This window comes from Micrococcus sp. 2A (assembly GCF_039519235.1).
In the GTDB taxonomy this organism is placed as follows: Bacteria; Actinomycetota; Actinomycetes; order Actinomycetales; family Micrococcaceae; genus Micrococcus.
Genome location: NZ_CP154351.1, coordinates 1545683 through 1559764 on the forward strand (window position 1 = coordinate 1545683; position 14082 = coordinate 1559764).

Below are 14082 nucleotides of genomic sequence, written 5' to 3' on the forward strand. Positions count from 1 at the left end.
GGTGGGGCGCGCGCGGCACCACGGGAGGGCTCACCCGGCCGACGTCACCAGGCGAGTGCCTGCGCGCGCCGCCGCACCTCGGTCTTGTGTCCGCCGCGCAGCGCGTCGATCGGGCGGCCAGGGAGGGACTCGTCCGGTGTGAAGAGCCAGCGCAGGGCCTCGGCGTCGTTGTACCCGGCGTCCTGCAGGAGCACGAGCGTGCCGCGCAGGGAGTCGAGGATCCCCTCCTCGTCGAGGAAGAGCGCCGGGACGGCGCGCACCGCGGGATCGGGACGACGGACGGCGATGAGGCGGCGGTCCTTCACGAGGGAGTGCACGCGCGTCACCACGACGTCGAGCCGCTCGGCGACGTCGGGCAGCGCGAGCCACTCGCCCACGAGGGCATCGAGCTCGGCGGGGATGGCGTCGGCGGGGACGCGGGAGTCTGAGGAAGGAATGGTCACGCGTCAAGGGTACGCGCGGCCGCGGGACGCCTCCGGGCCCCCGTGACGGTGAATACAGGGTGAACTGCGAGTGACAATTGACGTCCGAGCTGCACAGAAATTCCTCAGCAATGGGGAATAGGAGATCAGATCACGTTCCGATAACATCGACGAGGTCGCACGGCACGACGGGGAGGGCTCACGCTCCCCCACTCCGCCCGACTGCTGGGGAACCCCCGGCGCTTCCCCACCGCCATGTCCCGCATGACCCTGGATCCGAGGTCCTCACCGTGCCCCTCTCCGCTCGCACCCCCGCCCGCCGCCGCCTGCGCTCCGCACTCGCCGGCGGAGCCGTCCCCCTGATGCTCCTGGCCGCCGTCCCGGCGCAGTCCCAGGCCGCTGAGACCACCTACACCGTGCGCCCCGGCGACGGCTGGTGGGTCATCTCGGAGCGCACCGGCGTCTCCATGTCCACCCTGTGGTCCCTCAACGGGATGAGCGCCTCCACGATGCTCCACCCCGGCATGGTCCTGAAGACCGGCGCGGCCGCCTCCACCCCGGCCCCCGCGCCGACCACCGGGTCCGGCACCTACACCGTGCGCCCCGGCGACGGCTGGTGGGTCATCTCGGAGCGCACCGGCGTCTCCATGTCCACCCTGTGGTCCCTCAACGGGATGAGCGCCTCCACGATGCTCCACCCCGGCATGGTCCTGAAGACCGGCGCGGCCGCCTCCACCCCGGCCCCCGCGCCGACCACCGGGTCCGGCACCTACACCGTGCGCCCCGGCGACGGCTGGTGGGTCATCTCGGAGCGCACCGGCGTCTCCATGTCCACCCTGTGGTCCCTCAACGGGATGAGCGCCTCCACGATGCTCCACCCCGGCATGGTCCTGAAGACCGGCGCGGCCGCCTCCGCCCCGGCCCCCGCGCCGACCCCGACGCCCGCCCCCGCGCCGACCACCGGGTCCACCGTGCGCTACACCGTGGTCACCGGCGACACCCTGTGGGGCATCTCCCAGCGCTTCGAGGTCTCCATCTCCCAGCTGCTCAGCCTGAACAGGATCACCGCGGAGTCCATCCTGCGGCCCGGCCAGGTGCTCGTGATCTCCAACGGCGCCGTGGCCCCGCAGCCCGTCTCGGACGTCCAGCCGATCGGCAACACCTTCCTGCACTACACGTACCCGCCGCACGTGACCGCCGCGGCCAACGAGAACTACCGCCTGCTCCAGTCCGTGCCGGTGCCCTCCCGCGAGCAGATGCAGCAGATCGTCCGCGAGACGGCCGCCAAGATGGGCGTCGACCCGCGCCTGGCCCTGGCCCACGCGTACACCGAGTCGCGCTTCAACCAGCGGGCGGTCTCCCCCGCCAACGCGATCGGCACGATGCAGGTCATCCCCGTGACGGGCGAGTTCGCGTCCCAGCTGGTGGGCCGGAAGCTGAACCTGCTGGACCCGTACGACAACGTGACGGCAGGCATCGCGTACATCAAGTACATCCAGGCCCGCACGCCCACCCTCGAGCTGGGGATCGGCGCCTACTACCAGGGCCTCGGCGGCGTGCTGCGCGACGGCCCCCGCCCGGACACCGTGGACTACATCGCCAAGGTGAAGGCCGCGATGGCCATGTTCTGAGCGGCGCCCGCCGCGGGCGGGATCCGGTCCTCTAGGCTGGAGCGATGAGCAGCACACGCCGCGACCCCCTCGTCGGGGGCATCGTCGACGGCCGCTACGAGGTCCGGGACCGCCTCGCCCGCGGCGGCATGTCCACGGTCTACCGGGCCGTGGACCTGCGCCTCGACCGCGAGGTCGCGCTCAAGGTCATGCACCCGCACCTCGCGGAGGACCCGGCCCTCGTGGGCCGCTTCGAACGCGAGGCGAAGACCGCCGCCCGGCTCTCGCACCCGCACGTCGTCGCGGTGCTGGACCAGGGGCACACCGACGACGGCGACGGCGGGGTGCTGGCCTACCTCGTCATGGAGCTCGTGCCGGGCCACACGCTGCGCACGGTGATCCGTGAGGACGCGCCGCTGACCCCGCGCGAGGCCCTCGACGTCCTCGCCCCGGCGGTGGACGGCCTGGCGGCGGCCCACCATGCGGGGCTCGTGCACCGGGATGTGAAGCCGGAGAACGTCCTGGTCTCCACGGACGGGCGGATCACCGTGGCAGACTTCGGCCTCTCCCGCGCGGCCACCACCCACACCGCCACGGGCCAGGCGCTCGTGGGCACGCCGGCCTACCTCGCCCCGGAGCTCATCACGGGCGGGACCGCGGACGCCCGCGCCGACGTGTACGCGGCGGGCATCGTGCTCTTCGAGCTGCTCACGGGCCGGCAGCCCTATCCGGCGGCGACCCCCATCCGCGTGGCCTACCGGCACGTGCACGAGCGCGTGCCCGTGCCGTCCTCGGTGGTCCCCGGGCTGCCCGAGCCCCTCGACGACCTCGTCCTGTGGTGCACGGAGCCGGACCCCGCGGATCGTCCCGCCGACGCCGGGGCGCTCCTCACCGAGCTGCGCTCCCTGGCCGTGCGGCTCACGCCCGAGGAGTTGGACCACCGTCCCCACGGCCATCCTGTCCCGGTGGACGACGAGACGCGGGTGCTGGCCTCTGCGCCGCGGCACTCCGGCGACCCCGAGACCGCCGTGCTCGACGCCGTCCACGGCGCCTCCACGCCCCGCTCCTCCCCGGCGCCCGCACCGTCGGCATCCCCGGCACCGGCGGCGGACCCGGCGCCGCTCCCGCGCACGGACCCGCCCGCGTCGCGAGACCGTCCTGACATGCGGGAGCCCGCCGCGTCCCGCGCGCGCCCCGCGGCCACCCCCCGTCCCCCCCGTCCGGCCCGTGAGGGCCGTCGCGCCGCGCGCCGGGCCGAGGTGCCGCTCGGCGAGGGGGCCGGCAGGACGGTGGCGATCGGCACGGCGGTCACCCTCCTGCTCACCGGTGCCGCGCTGCTCCTGGGATGGACGCTCGGCTCGGGCGGTGCCCCGCTCGGCGCGGCCGGCGTCGCCGTCATGCCGGCGCTCGAGGGGCTGGACCGCGCCACGGCGGAGGAGCGGCTCGCCCATGCCCGTGTGGCGGTCGAGGTCTCGGCCCGGGCCGACGAGCGCTACTCGGACGGCACGGTCGCGGCCGCCGCTCCGGCCGCGGGAGCCCCGCTGGCCCCGGGCACGCGCGTGGAGCTGACCGTCTCCACCGGCCCGGCCCCCGTGTCCGTCCCGGACCTGACGGGCTCCACCATCAGGCGGGCCCACGCGCGCGCCGCCGAAGGGCACCTGCGGGTGAGCGTGGCGGAGCGGCGGACCGACCGCGAGGTCCCGGCCGGCACCGTGCTCCTCCAGACCCCGGCCGCCGGAGCGCAGGCCGCGCCGGACTCCGCGGTCCGCGTGGTGGTGTCCGCGGGTCCGGCGCGCCGCGTCGTGCCCGAGCTCGGCGGGCAGGACGTGGCCCGGGCCCGGGCCGCCCTCGAGGAGCTGGGCTTCACGGTGCGCGTCCACGAGGCCCCGCTCACGCCGCTGCGGGAGCGCTCCCCCGTCGTGGCGCGCCAGAGCCCTGCCGCCGGGACGGAGCTGGACGAGGGCACCGCCGTCGAGGTCTGGGGCCTCTGACGGCGCCCTCCCCGCCGAAGGTCAGCCGCGCTCGGGGTGGGAGAGCGCGTCGGTGACGGCGAACGCCATCTCGAGCGACTGCTGATGGTTCAGCCGCGGGTCGCACAGGGTCTCGTAGCGCGCGTCGAAGTCGGCCTCGTTCACCGGCTCCGAGCCGCCGAGGCACTCGGCCACGTCGTCGCCCGTGAGCTCCACGTGCATGCCGCCCGGGTGGGTGCCGAGGGCGCGGTGCACCTCGAAGAATCCGCTGACCTCGTCCATGACGTCCTCGAAGCGGCGCGTCTTGTAGCCGTTCGCGGCGGTGACCGTGTTGCCGTGCATGGGATCGGTGACCCACACCGGCTGCACGCCCGCATCGCGCACGCCCTCCACGATCCCGGGGAGGACGTCGCGGATGACGCCCGCCCCCATGCGCGTGATGAAGGTGAGGCGGCCGGGCTCGCGCTCCGGGTCCAGCTTCTCCGCGAGCTCGAGCGCGTCCGCCGCCGTCGTGGTGGGGCCGAGCTTCACGCCGATCGGGTTGCGGACGCGGGAGAGGTAGTCCACGTGGGCGCCGGCCACGTCGCGCGTGCGCTCCCCGATCCACAGGAAGTGCGCGCTCGTGGCGTAGGGGTCGCCGCTGCGGGAGTCCACGCGCGTCAGCGCACGCTCGTAGTCGAGGAGCAGCGCCTCGTGCGCGGAGTAGAACTCGGTGCGGCGCATCGCCTCGAAGTCCACGCCGGCGGCGTCCATGAACCGGACGGCGCGGTCGATCTCCGCCGCGAGCTCCTCGTACTGCGCGTACGCGGGGTTGGCCATGAACCCCTGGTTCCACTGGTGGACGCTGCGCAGGTCCGCGAAGCCGCCCTGCGTGAACGCTCGCACCAGGTTCAGGGTGGAGGCGGCCGTGTGGTAGGCCCGCACCATGCGCCGCGCGTCGTGGCGGCGCGCCTCCTCCGTGAACTCGTAGCCGTTCACGATCTCCCCGCGGAAGCTCGGCAGGGTGACCCCGTCGCGGGTCTCGGTGTCCGAGGAGCGCGGCTTGGCGAACTGCCCGGCGATCCGCCCCATCTTCACCACGGGCATCGACGCCCCGTAGGTGAGCACGGCGGACATCTGGAGGATGGTCTTCACGCGGGCGCTGATGCGGTTGGCGGTGGAGCCGGCGAAGGTCTCGGCGCAGTCGCCGCCCTGAAGGAGGAACGCCTCACCGCGGGCCACGGCGGCCAGGCGGGTGCGCAGCACGTCCACCTCGCCGGCGAAGACGAGCGGGGGCACGGTGCTCAGCTCGGCGACGGCCGCCTCGTAGTCCTCCCGGTCCGCCCAGGAGGGGGCCTGCGTGATGGGCAGCGAGCGCCAGTCGTCGAGGCCCGGGGTGTCCGCGGCGCCCTCCGTGATGGCGGTGCCGAAGGCCAGGATCTGATCGCGGGGGTCCGAACTCATGCCTCCAGGCTAGGGGCGCACCGGGGGCCGGGGCGCGCGCATGACGCGGCGCGGCGGCCCGCGCCTCACGCGCCCGGGCGTCTCCGGGGCGGGGCCACGGCGCGGCCCGCCTTCACGTCCCCGGCGTACGCATCCACGTACTCCTGGCCGGAGAGCCGGCGGATCGCCTCCATGACCTCGTCAGTGACCTCGCGCAGGACGCGCGGGTCGTCCGCGTCCGCGACGCGGTCGGAGAAGTCCAGGGGCTCGCCGAAGATCATCCCGAGGCGGCGGATCGAGGGCAGGCTGCGTCCGATCGGCTGCACGCGGTCCGTGCCGATCATGGCGATCGGCACCACGGGGGCGCCGGTGGCCAGGGCGAGCTTCGCCACGCCGATCTTGCCGCGGTGCAGCCGCCCGTCCGGGCTGCGGGTCCCCTCGGGGTAGATGCCCAACAGGTCCCCCCGGCGCAGGCAGTCCACGCCTGCCTCGAGCGAGCGCAGGGAGGCGGCCCCGCCCGAGCGGTCCATGGGCAGCTGGTTGGCGGCCTCGAAGAACTTCCGGGTGACCCAGCCCTTGACGCCGGGTCCGGTGAAGTACTCCTTCTTCGCCAGGAAGTGCACCTGGCGGTCGAGCATCGCCGGCATGAACACGGAGTCCGAGACGGAGAGGTGGTTGCACGCGAGGATCGCCGGGCCGGACGCCGGGACGTTGCCCAGGCCCTTGACCCAGGGGCGGAACAGCACGCGGGTGGCGGGGGCCACGACGAAGGTCTTGGCGGACCAGTAGAACGTGGACACGGCGGGGCCTTCCGGAGACGGGGCGGGTGCGGAGACCATCCTACGCAGGGGTCCGTCGTAGTCTGACGCCATGGTCCAGCACTCCGAAGTCCGCGCCGAGCACCGCCCGTTCCGCCTGCCCCCCGCCGCGCCCGCCCGCGTGCCGCACACCGTGGTGATGCTGCACGGCTTCACCTCCGGTCCCCACTCCGTGCGGGCGTGGGCCGAGGGCCTCGCGGCGGCGGGCTCCGAGGTCGCCGTCCCGCTGCTCCCCGGCCACGGCACCCACTGGCGCGACCTCGCGGACACCCCCGCCCCTGAGATCCGGGCGGCCGTGCGCCGGACCGTCGACGCCGAGCTCGCCCGCGGGCTGCCGGTCGTCGTCGCAGGCCTGTCCCTGGGCGGCGCCCTGGCCCTCGACGCCGCCGCGCACCGGCCGGTGGCGGGCGTCCTGCTCGTGAACCCCGCCCTGCGCTTCGCAAGCCCGCTCGCCCCGACCGCACCGCTGCTGCGGCACGTGGTGCCCACCGTGGCCTCGATCGCCAACGACGTGGCCGACCCCGAGGCGGACGAGCTCGCGTACGAGCGCACGCCGGTGGCCGGCGTCGCGGCCGTGGGCGCGATCCAGCGGGCGGCGCGCCGCGGGCTCGGCCGGGTCACGGCTCCCGTGACGGTCTTCCGCTCGGCGCGCGACGCCGTCGTCCCCGCCGCGAGCCACCGCACCCTCCTGCGCGGACTGCGCCGCGCGCCCGTCCAGGTGGTGCCCCTGCCGCGCAGTCGGCACGTGGCCACGATGGACCTCGACAGGGAGCTGCTGGTCGAGCGCAGCCGGACCGCCGTCGCCGGCGCCGTGCAGGGGCTCCTGCGGTAGGCTGGCCTGTGATCCGCCTCACCTGCCAGCCCCGTGCGTCCACGCCGCGATCCGCCCGGGTCCCCGCAGCGGCGCAGAGGAGGCACCCGACCCAAGGAGGACCATGCGCGAAGTCAGCGAGCCCTACCACCCCCGGCTGGCGCCGGAGGCCAACATCACCGACGTCCTGGAGCGCCAGGCCCGCGAACGCCCGGACGCCGCGCTCTTCGCCGTGCCCGAGGGCGAGGGCGGCTGGCGGGACGTCACCGCGGCGCAGGCCCGGGACCGCGTCGCCGAGTTCGCCCGCGGGCTCATGGCCGCCGGCATCGGTCCCGGGGACCGCGTGGGCCTCATGGCCGCCACGCGCCTGGAGTGGACGCTGGTGGACTTCGCCATCTGGTACGCCGGCGCCGTCACCGTGCCGATCTACGAGACCTCGTCCGCCTCCCAGGTGGCCTGGATCCTCGAGGACTCCGGTGTTCGCGCCGTGGTCGCCGACACCGCCGAGCGCGCCAAGACCGTGCGGGACGCCGTGCACCGTGAGGGGCTCGACGCCCTGGTGGGCCTCTGGACCATGGACGCCCCCGACGGCGAGCCGGGCGCCGGACTGGACGAGCTGACCCGCCTCGGGGCGGACGTCACGGAGGCCGACCTCGAGGCGCGGCGCTCCGCCACGCACCTGGCCGACCTCGCCACGATCATCTACACCTCGGGCACGACCGGCCGCCCCAAGGGGTGCGAGCTCACCCACGGGAACTTCGCGGAGCTGGTGAACCAGACCCTCTCCTCCTCGCTGGGCGAGGTCGTCACCGAGGACGCCAGCACCGTGCTGTTCATCCCGCTCGCGCATGTGTTCGCACGCTTCGTCTCGGTGCTCACCGTGGGGGCCGGCGCGCGCTGCGGGCACGTCGCGGACCTCGCGCAGCTCTCGGGCTCGCTGCAGTCCTTCCAGCCCACGTTCCTCCTGGCCGTGCCCCGCGTGTTCGAGAAGATCTACAACGCCGCACTGCTCTCCGCGCAGTCCGGGGGCAAGGGGCGGATCTTCGAGCGCGGCGCGGACATCGCGGTCCGCTACTCCAAGGCCCTGGACTCCGGGAAGGTGCCCGTGCCGCTGCGCGTCAGCCGCGCCTTCTACTCGGCGCTCATCTACCGTCGCATCCGCACCGCCATGGGCGGACGCCTGCGGTACGCGGTCTCCGGCGGCGGCCCCCTCTCCCCCGACCTCGCGCACTTCTTCCGCGGCCTGGGCGTCACCATCCTCGAGGGCTACGGCCTGACCGAGACGACGGCGCCCGTGACGGTCGGCCGTCCGGGCGGCCTGCGCATCGGCACGGTGGGTCTTCCGCTGGGCGGCAACGAGGTCCGGATCGCCGAGGACGGGGAGATCCTCACCCGCGGCACCTCGCTCATGCGCGGCTACCACAACCGTCCCGAGGCGGACGCCGAGGCCTTCGAGGACGGCTGGTTCCGCACCGGCGACTTCGGCAGCCTCGACGACGACGGCTACCTGCGCATCACGGGCCGCAAGAAGGAGATCCTCGTGACGGCCGGCGGCAAGAACGTGGCGCCGGCCCAGCTGGAGGACGCCATCCGCTCCGACGCGCTCATCTCCCAGGTGATGGTCGTGGGCGATGCGAAGCCCTTCGTCGCGGCGATCGTGACCCTCGACGCCGAGACCCTGCCCGCCTGGCTCGCCGCCCACGGCCTGCCCCGGACCCTGGATGTTGCCGCCGCCGCCCGGGAGGAGAAGGTGCGCGCCCACATCCAGGCCGCCGTGGACCGCGCCAACGCCACCGTGTCCCGCGCGGAGGGCATCCGCGAGTTCCGGATCCTGGACCGGGACTTCTCCCAGGACGAGGGCCACATGACGCCCTCGCTGAAGATGAAGCGCGCGGCCATCCTCCGCGACTTCCAGAAGGAGATCGAGGACATCTACGCGGGCGCCGCCCCCCGCCCCTGACCGGGGCGGCGTGGCGGGGGCGGCGTCAGAGGAGCCCGCAGTCCGGGACGTCGAGCCCCAGCAGGGCGTTCTCGATGACCTCCGTGAGGGCGGGGTGCGGCCAGTACTGCCCCCGCGCCATCGTGTGGGCGTCGAGCCCGAACGTCATGGCCTGCACGAAGGGCTGGATGAGGTTGGCGGCCTCGTGCCCGAGGATGTGGGCGCCCAGGATGCGTCCCGTCGCCCGCTCGGCCACCACCGTGCACAGCCCCTCACGGTCCTCCATGGCCCAGCCGTACGCCACGTCGCCGAACCGCTGGACCTTCACGGTGACGGCCTCCGCGCCGTGCTCGAGGAGGGCCTGGGCCTCGGTCTGCCCGACCGAGGCGACCTGGGGCCGCGTGAACACCGCGGCGGGGACCGGGACGTCGCCGATGGCGCGGAGGTCGTCGGGGTGCTCGAGGTTGTGCGCCACCACGCGGGCCTCGCGGTTGGCGACGTGCTTGAGCTGCCAGTCGTTGGCGGCGTCGCCCAGGGCGAAGACCCCCTCGGCCGGCTCGCCGCCGCGCAGCACGCGCTGGTGCTCGTCCACCGCGAGCACGCCGCCCTCGGTGAGGTCCAGGCCGGCGGCGTCCACGTGCAGCCGGTCCGTGTTGGGGATGCGGCCGACGGCCATGAGCACCGCGTCGGCCTCGATCTCCTCCTCCACCGTCCCGCTCTGCTCCTGGCCCTCGGCGGGGTCCAGGCGGACCCGCACCCAGCCGTCGGCGGCGCGCGCCTCGTCCTCGGCGGGCTCGACGCCGGCCAGCGTCCATCCGGTGCGCACGTCCCACTGCTCGCGGGCGATCTCGGTGAAGCGCGTGGACACCGTGAGGTCGTGCTCCTTCAGCAGCCGGTGTCCGCGGTTCAGCACGATCACCTCGGAGCCGAGGGCGGAGAAGATCGCGGCGAACTCCACGCCGATGTAGCCGCCGCCGACCACCACCAGTCGGCGCGGGAGACGGTCCAGGCGCATCACCGTGTCCGAGGTGTGGACCGAGGGCAGGTCCATGCCCGGGACGTCCGGCACAGCCGGGCGGGAGCCGACCGCCACGACCACACGGTCAGCGGTGAGCACGCGCCCGGTCGCCGTCTCCAGGCGCCGCTCCCCCGTGAACCTGACCTCCTCGCGCACCACGGTGACGTGCGGCTGGTCCTCGCTGCGGAAGCGCAGCCCGTCGGCGCTGATGCCGTCGATGCGCGTGAAGATCCGATCACGGATGGCCGGGAAGTCCGCCCCCGTGAAATCGAGCCCCACCCCGAGGCGCGCGGCCTCGGCGGGGGTCGCCGCGAGCTGGGCGGGGTAGGCGTACATCTTCGTGGGGATGCAGCCCACGTTCAGGCACGTGCCTCCGAAGGTGCCGGAGTCCACGAGGGCGACGCGGCGGCCCTCCCAGTGCTCCGTGATGAGCGTGTTGCCCGATCCGGAGCCGATGACGATCAGGTCGAAGTGTTCCTCAGACGTGGACATGCCCCCAGCCTAGGGGCTGGGGGCATGTCGTCGCTGGCTCACTGACCGTCGATCACCAGGATCAGGTCGCCACCGTTGACGGGCGTCACGCCCTCCGTCACCACTCGCGAGACCGTGCCAGTGACGGGGGCGGTGATGGCCGCCTCCATCTTCATGGCCTCGATCGTGGCCACGGGCCGGCCGGCCTCCACGGCGTCGCCCACGGCGACCTGCACCGTCACCGAGCCCGCGAAGGGCGCCGCCACGTGGCCGGCCGCCGCGGGGTCGGCCTTCTCGGCGGTGCGGACCGTGGACTCCACCGAGCGGTCCCGCACCATCACCTGGCGCAGCTGCCCGTTGAGGGTGAGCATGACGGTGCGCATGCCCTTCTCGTCGGGCTCGGAGACGGACTGCAGGACGGCCAGCAGGCGGACGCCGCGGCCGAGCGAGACGACGTGCTCCCGCCCCGGGACGAGCCCGTAGAGGAAGTCACGCGTGTGCAGCGTCCCGGTGTCGCCGAACTCCTCGCGGTGCGCCTCGTACTCCCGCGTGGGGGCGGGGAAGAGGAGGCGGTTCAGGGTGTCGCGGCGCGCCTGGCCGCCGGCGGCCAGGGCGGCCGCGTCCTCGGAGCTCACCTCGGCCGTGCCGGCGCCCTCGCGGCGGCCCTGCAGGGCCTTCGTGCGGAAGGGCTCCGGCCAGCCCCCGGGCGGGTCGCCGAGCTCGCCGCGCAGGAAGCCGACCACGGAGTCGGGGATGTCGAAGTCCTGCGGCCGCTCCCCGAACTCCGCCGGGTCCACGCCCTGGCCCACGAGCTGGAGTGCGAGGTCGCCCACCACCTTGGAGGACGGGGTCACCTTCACGATGTTGCCCAGCAGGCCGTTGGCCGCCGCGTACATCGACTCGATCTGCTCGAACCGCTCCCCCAACCCCAGGGCGATCGCCTGGGTGCGGAGGTTGGAGAGCTGGCCGCCCGGGATCTCGTGGCGGTACACGCGGCCGGTCGGTGCCGGCAGGCCGGCCTCGAACGGCGCGTACACGGTGCGCACGGACTCCCAGTAGGGCTCCATGGCCGTGGCCGCGTCGAGGCCGAGGCCGGTGTCCCGCTCGGTGTGCTCGAGCGCGGCCACCAGAGCGGACAGCGGCACCTGGCTCGTGGTGCCCGCCATGGACGCGGTGGCCGTGTCCACGGCGTCGACGCCCGCCTCGGAGGCCGCGAGCAGGGTGGCCAGCTGGCCGCCGGCCGTGTCGTGCGTGTGCAGGTGGACGGGCAGGTCGAACTCGGCGCGCAGGCCGCCCACGAGCTCCCGCGCGGCGGCGGGGCGCAGCAGCCCGGCCATGTCCTTGATGGCCAGCACGTGCGCGCCGGCGTCGACCATCCGGCGGGCGAGCCCCAGGTAGTAGTCGAGGGTGTAGAGGGTCTCAGCCGGGTCGGTCATGTTGCCCGTGTAGCACAGCGCCGCCTCCGCGACGGCGGTGCCCGTGGCCCGCACGGCCTCGATCGCCGGGGTGATCTGGGAGACGTCGTTGAGGGCGTCGAAGATGCGGAAGACGTCCACGCCGGTGGCGGCGGCCTCGGCCACGAACGCGTCCGTCACCTCGGTGGGGTACGGCGTGTAGCCCACGGTGTTCCGCCCGCGCAGCAGCATCTGGATCGGGATGTTGGGCAGCTCCGCGCGGAGCAGCGCCAGCCGCTTCCACGGGTCCTCGTGCAGGAAGCGCAGGGCGACGTCGTACGTGGCCCCGCCCCAGGCCTCCACGGACAGCAGCCCGGGGAGGGTGTGGGCGACGGCGGGCGCGGCGGCCAGGAGGTCGCGCGTGCGCACGCGGGTGGCGAGGAGGGACTGGTGGGCGTCGCGGAACGTGGTGTCCGTGACGGCCAGCGCGGTCTGCTCGCGCAGCGCGGCGGCGAAGCCCTCCGGGCCCCGCTCGAGCAGCACTTGGCGCCAGCCGGGCGGCGGCACGGCCGCGGGGTCACGGCTCGGCCCGTCGAACGGCGAGCGGTCGGGCTCCTGGCGCTTGTCCCCGGGGTGCTCGGGCAGCCGGTCGCGCGGGTCGATGCCCTCGACGCGGGGGCCGTGCGGCTGGTTGACCGTGATGTCTGCGAGGAACTGCAGCGCCTTGGAGCCGCGGTCCTGCGAGCGGTTCACGGAGGCCAGCTCGGGGTGCTTGTCGATGAAGTCGGTGGCCACGTCCCCGCTGAGGAACTGCGGGTCGTCCATGACGTTCATGAGGAAGGGGATGTTCGTCGCCACGCCGCGCACGCGGAACTCGGCCAGCGCGCGGCGAACGCGGCGCACGGCGGTGGCGTAGTCCCGCCCGCGGCACGTGAGCTTCACGAGCATCGAGTCGAAGTGGGGGCTGACCTCGGCACCGGCGTAGATGGTGCCGCCGTCGAGCCGCACGCCCGAGCCGCCGGCGGACCTGTACGCCGTGATGGTGCCGGTGTCCGGGCGGAACCCGTTTGCCGGGTCCTCGGTGGTGATGCGGCACTGCATGGCGAAGCCGCGCACGTGCAGGGAGTCCTGCGTGATGCCGAGCTCCGGCAGGGTGGCGCCGCCGGCGATGCGCAGCTGGGCCGCCACGAGGTCGACGTCCGTGACCTCCTCGGTGACCGTGTGCTCCACCTGGATGCGGGGGTTCATCTCGATGAACACGTGCTGGCCGGCGCGCTCGCCTGCGGTGTCCACCAGGAACTCGACGGTGCCGGCGTTGACGTACCCCATCTCCTTGGCGAAGGCGACGGCGTCCCGGTGCAGGGCCTGGCGGATGTCCTCGTCCAGGTTCGGTGCCGGTGCCATCTCGATGACCTTTTGGTGGCGCCGCTGCAGCGAGCAGTCGCGCTCGAAGAGGTGCACCACGTTGCCCTCGGAGTCCGCAAGGATCTGGACCTCGATGTGCCGGGGGCGCAGGACGGCCTGCTCGAGGAAGACCGTGGGGTCGCCGAACGCGGTCTCCGCCTCGCGCATCGCGGCCTGGAGGGAGTCCCGCAGGTCCTCGCGTCGCTCGACACGGCGCATGCCGCGACCGCCGCCGCCGGCGACGGCCTTGACGAAGATGGGGAAGCCGATGCCCTCCGCCTGTTCCAGGAGCCACTCGACGTCCGCGCTCGGCTCGGAGGAGGCGAGCGTGGGGATGCCCGCCTTCTTCGCGGCGCGCAGGGCCTCCACCTTGTTGCCGGTCAGCTCCAGCACGTCCGCGGGCGGGCCCACGAAGGTGATGCCGTTCTCGGCCGCCGCGCGGGCCAGGCCCGCGTTCTCGGAGAGGAAGCCGTAGCCGGGGTAGATCGCTTCCGCGCCGGCGTCCTTGGCGACGCGGATGATCTCGTCCACGTCGAGGTAGGCGCGGACCGGGTGGCCCTCCTCGCCGATGCGGTAGGCCTCGTCCGCCTTCTGGCGGTGGATGGAGTTGCGGTCCTCGACGGGGAAGACCGCGACGGTGCGGGCTCCCAGCTCGTAGCAGGCACGGAAGGCGCGCACCGCGATCTCGCCGCGGTTCGCCACGAGGACCTTGGAGAAGACGGGGGTCGAACCGGCCTCGGCCTGCCGACCCGCGGCGCTGCGGGTGGTGACGGATTCCTCAGGTGCATTCATACCCCGAGTGT

At 74.0% G+C, this 14082-nt stretch carries 9 protein-coding genes; 4 read left to right on the plus strand and 5 right to left on the minus strand.

Annotated features, from left to right (window positions below):
• Positions 1-44 precede the first annotated feature (44 nt).
• Positions 45-443: an Rv2175c family DNA-binding protein gene (locus tag AAG742_RS07100; RefSeq protein WP_343281957.1), complete on the minus strand. Its 399-nt coding sequence runs from the start codon at positions 441-443 to the stop codon at positions 45-47.
• 269 nt (positions 444-712) lie between these two features.
• Between AAG742_RS07100 and AAG742_RS07105 the strand changes: the two genes are divergently transcribed.
• Positions 713-2053 (plus strand): LysM peptidoglycan-binding domain-containing protein, encoded by a 1341-nt coding sequence (locus tag AAG742_RS07105; RefSeq protein WP_343281958.1) that lies wholly within the window; start codon positions 713-715, stop codon positions 2051-2053.
• 44 nt (positions 2054-2097) lie between these two features.
• Complete coding sequence (gene pknB, locus AAG742_RS07110) at positions 2098-4023, plus strand: Stk1 family PASTA domain-containing Ser/Thr kinase (RefSeq protein ID WP_343281959.1); 1926 nt, start codon at positions 2098-2100, stop codon at positions 4021-4023.
• Positions 4024-4044: 21 nt separating this feature from the next.
• Here the strand turns inward: pknB and AAG742_RS07115 are convergent, their stop codons facing one another.
• Complete coding sequence (locus AAG742_RS07115; protein WP_298711332.1) at positions 4045-5445, minus strand: 3-deoxy-7-phosphoheptulonate synthase class II; 1401 nt, start codon at positions 5443-5445, stop codon at positions 4045-4047.
• 65 nt (positions 5446-5510) lie between these two features.
• Entirely contained in the window at positions 5511-6224 is a 714-nt protein-coding gene (locus tag AAG742_RS07120; protein ID WP_298711337.1) for a lysophospholipid acyltransferase family protein, read from the minus strand.
• Between the two features lie 70 nt (positions 6225-6294).
• On the opposite strand from AAG742_RS07120, the gene AAG742_RS07125 reads away from it, so the two are divergent.
• Both AAG742_RS07125 and AAG742_RS07130 read left to right on the plus strand, forming a co-directional pair.
• On the plus strand, positions 6295-7074 hold the full coding sequence (locus tag AAG742_RS07125; protein ID WP_298711340.1) for an alpha/beta fold hydrolase: 780 nt from the start codon (positions 6295-6297) through the stop codon (positions 7072-7074).
• A gap of 103 nt (positions 7075-7177) precedes the next feature.
• On the plus strand, positions 7178-9013 hold the full coding sequence (locus AAG742_RS07130) for an AMP-dependent synthetase/ligase (RefSeq protein WP_298711342.1): 1836 nt from the start codon (positions 7178-7180) through the stop codon (positions 9011-9013).
• 25 nt (positions 9014-9038) lie between these two features.
• Here the strand turns inward: AAG742_RS07130 and AAG742_RS07135 are convergent, their stop codons facing one another.
• Together AAG742_RS07135 and AAG742_RS07140 are read right to left on the minus strand one after the other, a co-directional pair.
• Complete coding sequence (locus AAG742_RS07135) at positions 9039-10502, minus strand: mycothione reductase (RefSeq protein WP_298711345.1); 1464 nt, start codon at positions 10500-10502, stop codon at positions 9039-9041.
• A 38-nt stretch (positions 10503-10540) separates the two neighbouring features.
• Positions 10541-14071 (minus strand): pyruvate carboxylase, encoded by a 3531-nt coding sequence (locus AAG742_RS07140; RefSeq protein WP_298711347.1) that lies wholly within the window; start codon positions 14069-14071, stop codon positions 10541-10543.
• Between the last annotated feature and the right edge of the window lie 11 nt (positions 14072-14082).

Excerpts from the sequence above, each read along its gene's own strand:
- pknB (WP_343281959.1), top strand. The coding sequence starts at position 2,098 with ATGAGCAGCACACGCCGCGACCCCCTCGTCGGGGGCATCGTCGACGGC.
- AAG742_RS07115 (WP_298711332.1), bottom strand. The coding sequence starts at position 5,445 with ATGAGTTCGGACCCCCGCGATCAGATCCTGGCCTTCGGCACCGCCATC.
- AAG742_RS07125 (WP_298711340.1), top strand. The coding sequence starts at position 6,295 with ATGGTCCAGCACTCCGAAGTCCGCGCCGAGCACCGCCCGTTCCGCCTG.
- AAG742_RS07130 (WP_298711342.1), top strand. The coding sequence starts at position 7,178 with ATGCGCGAAGTCAGCGAGCCCTACCACCCCCGGCTGGCGCCGGAGGCC.
- AAG742_RS07135 (WP_298711345.1), bottom strand. The coding sequence starts at position 10,502 with ATGTCCACGTCTGAGGAACACTTCGACCTGATCGTCATCGGCTCCGGA.
- AAG742_RS07140 (WP_298711347.1), bottom strand. The coding sequence starts at position 14,071 with ATGAATGCACCTGAGGAATCCGTCACCACCCGCAGCGCCGCGGGTCGG.